Raw genomic sequence first — 11,530 nt, 5'->3', positions numbered from 1 at the left:
TTTTTAGTGAGTGTAGTGATAAGCACTCGCTCATTTTTAGTTACTCTAAGCTGTATCTCATCGTATAAATCAAGCACTTGATTATCACTATCTCGCACTTCATAGAGTGGATCAAGTAGCCCTGTTGGGCGGATAATTTGCTCAGCAATATGACTTTGACTAAGCTCTAATTCTAGCTTTGCAGGAGTGGCAGAGACAAAGAGAAAATGTGGAGCTTTGTTAATAAACTCATCAAAACGCAAGGGACGATTATCTAGCGCACTAGGCAGTCTAAAGCCATATTCTACAAGCACTTCTTTACGGCTTCTATCTCCCGCATACATTCCACCAAATTGTGGTAAGCTCACATGAGATTCATCAACGATAATCAAATAGGGCTTTCCCTTTTGCTCAAAATAATCTAGCAAGGAGTAAGGCGTCTCGCCCGGGGCTTTGCCTGTGAGATGTCTAGCGTAGTTTTCAATCCCCTTGCAGATTCCAGATTCTCTTATCATTTCCAAATCAAACTCCGTGCGTCCTTTAAGCCTTGAATATTCCACCATTTTGTCTGCTGTTTCAAACTCCACAAGTCTAGAATCTAGCTCGGCTTCAATATCCGCTAAAGCTTGCTGCAAGCGATTTGCTCCGACGATGAATTGATTTGCTGCATAGAGTACGATACTTTGTGTGTCGCGGATTTTTACCCGCTCTAGTTCATCCCATACGCCAATGGATTCTATCTCATCACCAAAAAACTCCACACGAACAAATTCTCTCTCATTATATGCCGGAAAGACATCGATGCTCTCCCCATTTACGCGGAAGTTGCCACGCTCAAATACTACATCATTGCGTGTATAGCCCATATCTACAAGCTTTGTCAGCAAGCTTTGGTAGCTTCGCTCCTGTCCAACTTCTAGCTTTTCTATCATTGTTAAGTATTCTTGTGGGTTGCCTAGCCCATAGTTTGCCGATACTGAAGCTACTACAATCACATCGTCATAGGCTAGCAGTGAAGTTGTGGCTGAAAGCCTTAAACGCTCTAATTCATCATTGATACTAGAATCTTTTTCTATAAACAAATCGCGGCGTGGGATATATGCCTCTGGTTGATAGTAATCAAAGTGGCTGATAAAATACTCCACCTTATTTTTTGGAAAAAATCCCTTAAATTCACTATAAAGTTGTGCGGCTAGGGTTTTATTATGCGTCATAATGAGTGTGGGGAGATTAAGCTTGGCGATGATATTTGCCATAGTGTAGGTTTTGCCACTGCCTGTAACGCCCACAAGCGTGGAATACCTTGCACCATTTATAATAGAATCTACGATTTTTTCAATAGCTTGGGGCTGGTCTCCTGCTGGAGAGTAGGGTGAATGTAGGAGAAATTGCGCCATTTGCGGTAGCCTTTGTGAAAAATTTGGCTACAATTATAGCCAATGTGGCTTGTGACAACACACTTCCTAAGGAATATTAAAATGGCATCAATCACCCAACTTGAAGATAAGATCATAGCCTTACTTAGCTCATATGAAAGTATAGTAAGTGAGCTAGAATCCGTGCGTAAGGAGCTAGCAACTTTACGCGCAGAATCTAGTCAAAAAGACTTGCAGATTTCTGCACTTTATGAAGAGATAGGCAATCGCGATCGCGCCGTAGAATCTCTCTATAACAAAATTTCCACTACGCTTGATAGTAGGCAAGAGTCTAGTGGAGTCAATAATGAGTGAGCAGCTAGAAGTGCGTATTTCTGGGCGGGATTTTGGCATATCGCTTAAGGGTTATAATGAGCAAGCTGGAGCGGAGATACGAAAGCTTTTTGCGCATAGTAATACAGATCTGCTCACACTTTTGCGCGCGTATTTAGATGTCGTGCATAAAAAGTGCGAGCTAGAATCTAAAATCCAAGAAGTAGATTCTAGGATTGATTTAAGTATGCAAAGATATGCTTTGCTAGCATCTACGCAAAATGCGCTAGATAATTGCTCACTAGATTCGGACTCTAGCAAGTCCGGCGATAGGCTTACTCCAAACCTAGAATCTACTTTTATTCAAGAAGAGCAACATACCTCTAATTTATTTGATCTGCTGCCACAAAGACAAGAATCCCCACTTACGCAAAAAGACACCACGGCATAATGTTTTTTTACCATATCGCACCACTTGGGGTGCGCTCGCCTTCGCTTACTTACACTGCGCCAAAACCCCTTGCAGTGGGCACACTTGTAGGCATACAAATCCGCAAGAAAGTCTATGATGGCGTAGTGGTTGCACAAGCACAAGCACCAGATTTTACTTGTAAAAATATCATAGATACGCGGGGATATTTTGGAAGCGTGCAGCGATTTTTAGCACGCTTTATTGCTTACTATTATCGTGTAAGTTTGCCAGAGGCTTACAAGCTTTTTATCGCATTTGCGCACACTCATACACTTGCGTTAGTAGTACCATCAAAACAGAATCTAAACCCTTTATCAAGTGGAGCTTTGAGATTTTGTGATATGCCCTTGCATGCTAGATTCAATCACGCACAAAAGCAGCAAATCTCTTCCAAGCTTCCCGCACTAAGTCCCGCTCAAGCAAAAGCCTATGCATTTATAGAATCTAAGCCTTTAAGCTTACTTTTTGGTGATACAGGTAGTGGGAAAACAGAAATTTACTTCCACGCCATAGCGCGCGCTCTGTGTGCGGATAAGACTGTGCTGTTTCTTATGCCAGAAATTGCTCTAACTCCACAGACTTTAGCGAGATTGCAGGCGGTGTTTGGGGATTGTGTAGCACTCTGGCACAGTAAGGTTGCTCCACGTAAAAAGAAAGAAATTCTACAAGGCTTATATAATCAGCAGATAAAAATCATCGCAGGCGCACGCAGCGCACTATTTTTACCGCTTGCAAACTTGGGGGTGGTGATTGTCGATGAAGAGCATGATGATGCTTATAAATCGATGAGTAGCCCTAGGTATAATGCGCGTGATTTGGCAGTTTTGTTAAGTAGGCACGCGGGTGTTAAGGCTATACTGGGTTCTGCTACTCCAAGTCTTACAAGCTATAAGATCGCGCGCGATGAGGGGTATTTGTATAGATTAAAAGGCGGATTCTACCAAGCCCATAGGCAATTTATCCTAGAATCTACTCAAGCCTCACTAACTGATATGCTAAAACATCACATACAAGTCGCGCTCGCACAAAAACGGCAGGTTATCGTGTTTGTTCCTACTCGTGCAAATTTTAAGGCATTATTATGCTTGGAGTGCGGCTATGGATTTGTTTGCCCATTTTGCAGTGTCAATATGAGTGTGCATCTCTCTCGCAATGCTCTGTGTTGTCATTATTGTGATTATAGGGAGATTCTACCTAGTCTTTGCCCTAAGTGTAGTGGTGAAAATCTCTCAAGCAAGCGTATTGGCACAGCACAAGTTGCCACGCAACTACAAGAGCTTTATCCTTTAGCGTGTATAGGGGTATTTGATAGGGATCATATCACCACACAAACTAAGCTTGCTACTATGCTTAGTGCGTTTAAATCTGGGGAGATTGATATTCTTGTAGGCACGCAAATGTTAAGCAAGGGGCACGACTATCATAATGTCGCGCTTGCGTGCGTGATTGGTATTGATTATGTGCTACAAGGTGGGGATTTTCGTAGCTTTGAGCGTGGTGTGGCACTTTTGCACCAGATTGCTGGGCGTGCTGGGCGCAAGGAGAGCGGAAAAGTATTTATACAAAGCTTACAGAGTGAGTGGCTTAAGGGGTTTTTAGATGACTATGAAGTGTTTTTGCAGTGGGAGCTTGCATATCGATCATCTTCCTATCCACCTTTTAGACGGCTTGCGATGATCCATTGTAATCATCGCTCTAAGGCAAAAGCACAGGAGAGTATGCTTGCGATTTTGCGAGTCTTGCAGAAGCAAGCTGGAGATAGTGTTGAGGTGCTAGGATATGGAGCAAATGCGATTGAGCGTATAGCAGATAAATGGCGGTTTCATATCTTGCTAACTGCGCAAAAACATAGTGATATACTGCGTGCTATGGAGAATCTTGGTGAAATAGAAGTAGATATAGATTGTATTGATACTCTGTAAGGATAATTTGGTTAATCAAAGATTAATTTCCCTAGCAAAAAGCAAAATTTAAGACTACAAAAGGGAAAAGTAAGCTAGAATAGCCCCAATTTCTTACAAAAAGGAGAGAAAATGCAGAGTGATGCGGTCTTAGAATATGATTATTCTATAGCAAAGTTGTTTTTATACTCCACCTTGGCATTTGGGTTTATTGGTATGCTCATTGGTGTGGTACTTTCGTTTCAGTTGGCGTTTCCAGATCTAAATTATCTTGCTGGCGAGTATGGCATATTTGGTAGATTGCGACCGTTGCACACAAATGGCATTATTTATGGTTTCACACTAAGTGGGATTTGGGCGGCTTGGTATTATTTGGGACAAAGAGTACTTAAAATCACCTACCATCAACACCCATTTTTGAAGTTTGTTGGGTTGGCACATTTTTGGATTTATATTTTGTTGCTTGTTTTGGCAGTCATTACTCTATTTGCTGGGATTACGCAGTCTAAGGAGTATGCAGAGCTAGCTTGGCCACTTGACTTGCTTGTGGTTGTGGTATGGGTGCTTTGGGGTGTTAGTATGTTTGGCTCTATGGGTGTGCGTAGAGAAAATGTGATCTATATCTCTTTGTGGTATTTTATCGCTACTTTTACTGCTATTGCTGTGCTTTTCATCTTTAATAACCTTGCTATCCCTACTTACTTTGTCGCTGGGACAGGAAGTATCTGGCACTCAATTTCGCTCTATGCAGGTAGCAATGATGCGCTTATTCAGTGGTGGTGGGGGCATAATGCTGTGGCATTTGTTTTCACTTCTGGGATTATTGGTGTGATTTACTACTTTTTACCAAAAGAATCTGGACAGAGTATTTTTTCTTACAAGCTTACGCTGTTTTCGTTTTGGAGCTTGATGTTTATCTATATTTGGGCGGGCGGACACCATGTTATTTACTCGACTGTTCCTGATTGGGTGCAAACGCTCGGTATGGTGTTTTCTGTGATCTTGATTCTGCCTTCTTGGGGAACAGCAGTTAATATGCTACTTACTATGCGTGGGCAGTGGCATCAGCTTAAAGAATCGCCATTGATAAAATTTCTTATGTTGGCTGCTACATTCTATATGCTCTCCACACTTGAAGGTCCAATTCAATCAATTAAGTCTGTCAATGCCCTTGCACACTTTACAGATTGGATTGTTGGGCATGTGCATGATGGTGTATTGGGCTGGGTAGGATTCACTATTATTGCCGCTTCTTATCATATGCTTCCTAGAATGTATAAGCGAGAGATTTATTCACGCAAGATTATGGATATGCAATTTTGGATTATGACAATAGGAATCGTGTTCTACTTCTCTAGTATGTGGATCGCTGGTATCACACAAGGAATGATGTGGAGAGATGTGGATCAAAATGGCTATCTTGCTTACCAGTTTATCGATACAGTGAGCGTGCTCTTCCCTTACTACTTAATAAGGGCAATCGGCGGGACAATGTATCTAGTGGGCTTTGTAATGTTTATCTACAATGTTGTAATGACTATAACAGCAGCAAGACAACTAGAGAGTGAGCCTAAATCTGCTTCACCTATGGCTGCATAAGGAGGAATCTATGTTTAGTTGGTTGGAAAAAAATCCATTCTTTTTCACGGTAGTGTTTTTGATCGTGTTTTCTATTGCTGGGCTTGTGGAGATTTTGCCAGATTTTTCTAAGTCTTCTCGACCAATTGTTGGACTTAAACCTTATTCTTTGCTGGAAACAGCAGGGCGTCAGGTGTATATAAATGAGGGTTGTTACAATTGCCACTCGCAGCTTATTCGTCCGTTTCAAGCTGAAACTGATCGTTATGGTATGGCAAGCATCAGTGGTGAGTATGCTTATGACCGCCCATTTCTATGGGGATCTAAGCGCACAGGTCCAGATCTCCATAGAATTGGTGATAGCAGGACAACTGATTGGCACGAAAAGCATATGTTAGACCCAAAAAGTGTTGTCCCAGCTTCTATAATGCCAGCTTATAAGCATCTATATGCTAAGGATACAGACTTTGATACGGCTTATGCGGAGGCATATACGCAGATGAAGGTTTTTGGCGTGCCATATAATACTGAGGGTGGCGTTGCTATTGGAGCAGATATAAAAGAAGCAAAGAAAATCTATTTACAAGAAGCCCAAGCGATTGTTGATGATATGAAGTCTCAAGAGATAAAAGAAGCTTTGGAAAAAGGCGAAGTGAAAGAGATCGTGGCATTAATAGCCTACCTTAATAGTTTAGGGCAAGAGCGAAGAACAAAGTAGGTGGTTTGGTATGAGCGCAGAGACTATAGAGTATCTACGAGTGGGTGTGTATTTTGTCGTAACAGTTATTCTTATTGTATTTTTGTATTCTTATGCGGTTTCTATGTGGAGTCGGCAAAAACACGGAATACGCGATTATGAGAAGTATGGTGAGTTGGCTGTGCGTGATGACCTGCACGATGATCTTGTAGAGCCTAGAATTACACAAAAGGAGCAGAGATGAATTGGTTGAGTGATAGCGTCAATGTAATCGGTTTATTGGGCGCAGTGGCGATCTTGGTGATTACTATTTATGTGGTTGGTTTTTATGTTAAGAAAATGAAGACAGCGGAAAATGATGGTGAGCTGACAGAACACAATTGGGATGGTATTAAAGAGTATAAAAATGACATTCCTATTGGGTGGCTTGTAATCTTTATCTTGGTCATCATTTGGGGATTTTGGTATATGTTTTTTGGCTATCCTCTTAAGAGTTTTTCGCAAATTGGACAGTATAATGAAGAAGTTAAAGCTAGCAATGAGAAGTTTGAGCAGCAGTGGCAAAATCTTACACCACAAGATAAGATTGCTATGGGTGAGGGGATTTTCCTAGTGCAGTGTTCACAATGCCATGGACTTAATGCTGAAGGTATCAATGGTCAAGCGCAAAACCTTCGTGCTTGGGGCAAGGAAGAAGGCATTATCCATACCATAGAAATGGGAAGCAAGGGGCTTAATTACATTGCTGGGGATATGCCTCCTGGATTACTTACTAGCGATGATGAAAAGCGACAGGTCGCAGCCTATGTTATGAAAACTTTTTCGCCTAGCAAATCTACTAAATACTCACAAGCTGATGTGGAGGCTGGAAAAGCTGTTTATCAAAATGTTTGTGCTACTTGCCACGCTAATGATGGAAGTGGTAATGCAAATGGTATAGAAGGCTTTGCTTCTGACCTTAATTCCTATGGGGATTATGTGCTTGTTGAGCAGGTTTTGAAAAATGGTAAGAAAGGCTTTATAGGTAAAATGCCTTCTTTCAGCTATGCAAACTTTAGCGAAAGACAAGTAGAAGCATTAGCTGCTTATATTAGCTCTTTGGCAGTGAATGACTAATTAAGGAGTAAGTGATGAATGGACTATTTGGTGTGAATGGGCTTTTGGGGTATTTGGTGGCGGTTTTGCTTGTTGTTTTGCTTGCCATAGTCTTTGGTTTCTTGGCAGTGAGTGTCCAAAGTGCAAATGCGCAGAATTATTATGAGTTTAAAGACTACAGAGACATTAAAGCACAAAGTGTGGAAAATAAAAATTTCTTCCAAGATGCACAATAAAGGAGAGTTCTATGTTTACAGCAACAGAAAAATTATTGGGTGCGTTGTTAGTTGTTTTGGGTGTTGTGTCTATTATGATTGCTTTTATTCCTGATGGGCTTTTACATCTAGTGTAAGGAATGGCTTGAAGCTATTATTTAAACGATTTGCTTTATTATTTGCGCTATGTTTTGCTTCTGTATTACTATATGCCGATGGTAGTAGCCGATCCCTCAATGGCTATGTTATCGGCAATACACACGGAGTTCTTGTGCCAAAGACACAGGAGCTAATACAGCTTCTTTCAGCAGAGATTTTTCAAAAGACTGACATTAGAGTATATGTTGATATTATTGATGATATTGCTATCTCCCCAAAATATCCAACAAAGCAAGCGCGCAAAGAATATCAGTCGATAGTTTATGCGCAACTTCAGCAGCCCTATGTTGTTATTTCGCTATTTGTGCAAGAGCGGAAATTTGATCTTACTAGTAGTAGCAGTTTGCAGACATTTCTTGGTGCAAAAGTGTTGGATTCCGTGTATTTTGATTATATGGCACCGCTTATCCCAGAAAAAGAGCAAGACATTACACCGCAGCGTCTCTCAGCGATTTTGCTTAATGGCTATGCTGAGATTGCTGACATAATTGCTAGTCAATATGCTGTAAAATTTGAGCACAATATCAGCACAAACGAGCAGGGCGTGCGCTCTTTTGTGCGTTTTATTATGTATGCTATGGTACTGATTTTGCTGGGGCTTTTCGCACTTACGTATTTTTCTCGTAAATCTTCTTCATAAGGATTCTATATGGGAGTAAATATTTCAAATAATTCTGTCCAAGATTCTAGTGCCACACAAAAAAAGCCGAGAAACTTGTGGCCATATGGCATTTTGCTTGCTATTTTTATTGGCATCATTTTGATTTGTATCTCTGTATATATTTCTGTAAAACACCCAGTGTATGATGATCGTCCATTTTTTCAAAAGCATTCTGATACAGATATGATGATTAATCAATTACTTGAGGACACAAGTGCATTGCAAGAGCATTATGATTTTTATATTCAGGCAAATCTCAAGCCCACAAAAGATAGTGTGCTAAAGCCAAATTCCCCGTATTTACGCTCTCCACATAGGGATAAACAAGAAGATCATTCACCAAACATCTTGCTCACTAAAACGCTTAATACAATTTACTTGCTTGCCGATAAAATTGATAATAAATCCCAAGCCTTGCCAGAGCTTAGTATCGAGATTTTTATCCAAAAAATAGGCGATATTAAAGCTCAAGATATTTACATTTATGATACTAAATATGGGTCATTTGTAAAGCGCATTCCAGAACATAAGGGCGCGCAAATTCCAATAGGAAAGATGATATTTGATACCAAAGAGCAAGTGTTTGTAAGCCCATCATTTGAGATAGAGGCAGAAGGACGCTGGATTATCTCATTGCAGATTACAGCCAAGCAAAATCCAGCACCGCGATCCGCGCAAAGCACGCAGGATTGCTGTAAGGATCTCTTTGTTGTGCTGGAAAAAGAGTTCTTTAGTATGCCAAAGCTACAATAGATGCTAGAATCTAAGATGCGCTCTAGTATTTGTGCGATGATGGCGTGTGTTTCTCTCTATTCTGCACGCCGTTCTCGTGCGTTTGTGATGCTAGAGATCGTGTTTGCGCTTGTTGTCATTGGGGTGGCGTTTGGGATTCTAGCGCAGTTTTATCTCTCTAGGTTTGCAAGTGGTGAGCTACCCATAGCTGAGCTAGACATCGTGCAGGAGAAAGCACTTCAAGAGCTAGAATCTAAAATCGCTCCAAAGTCGCATATTATTCTCGGTAAAGATGGATTGTTTTGTGAGGGTGAGTTGTTTAGTACCACTCAGTCTCAAAGCACTTTTAAGCTTTTTGTCCCACGAGTATGCGACAAGCCAAAGTTTCCGTAGTATCCAGTACTGCAAAAGCGTTTGTGCTAATGGAGCTTGTATTTGGCATTGTGATTTTGTCGCTTGTTTCTATCGCATTAGTTCAAGTCACTTTGTCACTTCATCGACACTCTATCGTAAAGACTAGTGTAAGTCTTGCGCAAATCTCGCTATCCAATGCTGCAGATGTTGTACGCAATCACCTAGAGATGGAATCTAGCTTTGTTTTTATAGATTCTACACTGCAGAGCGCATCGCATACGATTAGCTTGCAAGGAGACGCGCTATTACTTGATGGTGTATTATTAGCACAAGATATTACGAGGTTTGATGTAAAGACTTTGCCTAATAGTGCCTTTAGCATAGATGTATGCACAAATCTTGGTGGCGAAGCTTTTTGTATCAATCGTGTAGGCTGGCTACGCTAATGCAACCAGCAAAGCCTAGCTCACACTCCGCGCCTAGGGCATTGAAAGCTTATGCCCTGCTCTATGCAACTATGTTTTTACTGCTCGTTAGCTTTTTTCTCACAAGTCTCCGTACAAGTACGGGCATTACGCTAGATAGGCTGACAAATTCGCATATACGATTTCAGTCTGCTTTGTATCTACGCTCACTAGAGCAGGTAGCTAGAATCTGCCTTACCTCGCACATTACTTCTGGGGATTTTGTGCTAGATGCTGATTATAGTGGCGGGTTTGAGATCATTGGGCACAGGGTGGTTATGTATGTTGAAGCCATAAATCGTCGCACAGGGCAAACTATCCGTAGCACGAAAGAATTGATTATACCATAGCACAGAGCTGGTCTTAGCGGAATATGCGGATATGTTCTAGTGTTAAGCGCTTGTAGATGGGGGGGGGTTAAAAATGGTGCGGAAGAGAGGACTTGAACCTCCATGCCTTGCGGCGCCAGATCCTAAGTCTGGTGCGTCTGCCAGTTTCGCCACTTCCGCAAGTAAAATGGGCATTATAATCTATAATGTTTAAAAGTAGCTGAAAATACGACTTCAAGGGCTGGTTGCGCGTGTTAGATTCTGAGTGTGGCTTGGCGTGATTTATCTCTTTGTTATATTAAAAGTTTATAATCTCACCAAACTTTAAAAGGATAATAATGGAAAAGAAGAAGCGCGTTTTGGTGAAGTTTTCTGGAGAGGCATTGGCTGGGGAAAATGGTTTTGGGATTGAGCCTAAAATCCTTAGCTACATCGCAGAGGAAATCGCTTCGCTACTAGAAGCTGAGATAGAAGTGGGCATTGTTATTGGCGGGGGGAATATTATCCGCGGAGTGAGTGCTGCACAAGGCGGGGTGATCCGCCGCACAAGTGGGGATTATATGGGTATGTTAGCCACGGTGATCAATGCCGTGGCTATGCAAGAAGCCCTAGAGCATAGTGGTGTTGATGTGCGGGTGCAAAGTGCGATTGAGATTAAAGAAATTTGCGAGAGCTATATTTACCGCCGCGCTATTCGGCATTTAGAAAAAGGGCGCGTGGTGATTTTTGCCGCTGGCACAGGGAATCCATTTTTCACCACAGATACGACAGCCACGCTCCGTGCGGTAGAGATAGGGGCGGATTATGTGATTAAGGCGACTAAGGTTGATGGGGTGTATGACAAAGACCCCAAGAAATATCCTGAAGCCAAGCGACTTGATACTATTTCCTATGACGCGGCATTGGCTGAAAATATCAAAGTGATGGATGATACAGCAATCGCCCTAGCTAAGGATAATCGTCTCCCTATTATTGTCTGCAATATGTTTAAAGCAGGAAATCTCCTTGAAATCGTGCGTGATGGTAAGGGTGTGTTTTCTGTCGTGCGATAATCTTAGGCGATATATTAAGATGATGCGCTCTCTCTATGACAAATACCCCATAAGCTTAAGTATTTCGCGCTTTTAGTGCTAGAATCTAAGCAGAGTAAAGCAGATACAACTGCAACAAGTCCCAAGCTACTGTCTCCACTTAGCAAGACACCAC

General features: G+C 41.6%; 15 protein-coding genes and 1 tRNA gene. 14 read left to right on the top strand and 2 right to left on the bottom strand.

Annotated features, from left to right (window positions below; all coding sequences use genetic code 11):
* The coding region (locus IKB69_RS05465; protein WP_290946998.1) for a DEAD/DEAH box helicase family protein at positions 1–1,376 on the bottom strand (1,376 nt) is incomplete at its 3' end.
* Positions 1,377–1,457: 81 nt separating this feature from the next.
* Here IKB69_RS05465 and IKB69_RS05460 point away from each other — a divergent pair.
* The 13 genes from IKB69_RS05460 to IKB69_RS05400 all read left to right on the top strand — a co-directional run bounded on the left by IKB69_RS05460 (position 1,458) and on the right by IKB69_RS05400 (position 10,345).
* Positions 1,458–1,709 (top strand): hypothetical protein, encoded by a 252-nt coding sequence (locus IKB69_RS05460; protein WP_290946995.1) that lies wholly within the window; start codon positions 1,458–1,460, stop codon positions 1,707–1,709.
* Positions 1,702–2,118 (top strand): hypothetical protein, encoded by a 417-nt coding sequence (locus IKB69_RS05455; protein WP_290946992.1) that lies wholly within the window; start codon positions 1,702–1,704, stop codon positions 2,116–2,118. The genes IKB69_RS05460 and IKB69_RS05455 overlap by 8 nt, the downstream gene beginning before the upstream one ends.
* Positions 2,118–4,061: a primosomal protein N' gene (locus tag IKB69_RS05450; protein ID WP_290946990.1), complete on the top strand. Its 1,944-nt coding sequence runs from the start codon at positions 2,118–2,120 to the stop codon at positions 4,059–4,061. Before IKB69_RS05455 ends, IKB69_RS05450 begins: the two co-directional genes overlap by 1 nt.
* 111 nt (positions 4,062–4,172) lie before the next feature.
* On the top strand, positions 4,173–5,639 hold the full coding sequence (gene ccoN / locus IKB69_RS05445; protein WP_290946987.1) for a cytochrome-c oxidase, cbb3-type subunit I: 1,467 nt from the start codon (positions 4,173–4,175) through the stop codon (positions 5,637–5,639).
* A 10-nt stretch (positions 5,640–5,649) separates the two neighbouring features.
* Positions 5,650–6,336, top strand: coding sequence for a cytochrome-c oxidase, cbb3-type subunit II (gene ccoO, locus IKB69_RS05440; protein ID WP_290946950.1), 687 nt, complete (start codon positions 5,650–5,652; stop codon positions 6,334–6,336).
* 10 nt (positions 6,337–6,346) lie between these two features.
* Entirely contained in the window at positions 6,347–6,559 is a 213-nt protein-coding gene (locus tag IKB69_RS05435) for a cytochrome c oxidase, cbb3-type, CcoQ subunit (protein WP_290946947.1), read from the top strand.
* Positions 6,556–7,431, top strand: a complete 876-nt coding sequence (gene ccoP / locus IKB69_RS05430; protein WP_290946944.1) for a cytochrome-c oxidase, cbb3-type subunit III — start codon at positions 6,556–6,558, stop codon at positions 7,429–7,431. The genes IKB69_RS05435 and ccoP overlap by 4 nt, the downstream gene beginning before the upstream one ends.
* A 14-nt stretch (positions 7,432–7,445) precedes the next feature.
* Positions 7,446–7,646: a DUF4006 family protein gene (locus tag IKB69_RS05425; protein WP_290946941.1), complete on the top strand. Its 201-nt coding sequence runs from the start codon at positions 7,446–7,448 to the stop codon at positions 7,644–7,646.
* 124 nt (positions 7,647–7,770) lie between these two features.
* Positions 7,771–8,424 (top strand): hypothetical protein, encoded by a 654-nt coding sequence (locus IKB69_RS05420; RefSeq protein WP_290946938.1) that lies wholly within the window; start codon positions 7,771–7,773, stop codon positions 8,422–8,424.
* 9 nt (positions 8,425–8,433) lie between these two features.
* Positions 8,434–9,198, top strand: a complete 765-nt coding sequence (locus IKB69_RS05415; protein ID WP_290946935.1) for a hypothetical protein — start codon at positions 8,434–8,436, stop codon at positions 9,196–9,198.
* Positions 9,199–9,570, top strand: a complete 372-nt coding sequence (locus tag IKB69_RS05410) for a hypothetical protein (RefSeq protein WP_290946932.1) — start codon at positions 9,199–9,201, stop codon at positions 9,568–9,570.
* Positions 9,571–9,599: 29 nt separating this feature from the next.
* Entirely contained in the window at positions 9,600–9,977 is a 378-nt protein-coding gene (locus tag IKB69_RS05405) for a hypothetical protein (protein ID WP_290946930.1), read from the top strand.
* Entirely contained in the window at positions 9,977–10,345 is a 369-nt protein-coding gene (locus tag IKB69_RS05400) for a hypothetical protein (RefSeq protein WP_290946928.1), read from the top strand. The genes IKB69_RS05405 and IKB69_RS05400 overlap by 1 nt, the downstream gene beginning before the upstream one ends.
* 74 nt (positions 10,346–10,419) lie before the next feature.
* Here the strand turns inward: IKB69_RS05400 and IKB69_RS05395 are convergent.
* A tRNA-Leu gene (locus tag IKB69_RS05395) sits at positions 10,420–10,504 on the bottom strand.
* Between the two features lie 158 nt (positions 10,505–10,662).
* Between IKB69_RS05395 and pyrH the strand changes: the two genes are divergently transcribed.
* Positions 10,663–11,376 (top strand): UMP kinase, encoded by a 714-nt coding sequence (pyrH, locus tag IKB69_RS05390; RefSeq protein WP_290946926.1) that lies wholly within the window; start codon positions 10,663–10,665, stop codon positions 11,374–11,376.
* The last annotated feature ends 154 nt before the right edge of the window (positions 11,377–11,530 follow it).

Source organism: Helicobacter sp. (genome assembly GCF_017502485.1).
Taxonomy (GTDB): domain Bacteria; phylum Campylobacterota; class Campylobacteria; order Campylobacterales; family Helicobacteraceae; genus Helicobacter_B.
Note: the sequence above shows the minus strand (reverse complement) of the source record. Positions and strands in the feature narration are given on the sequence as shown.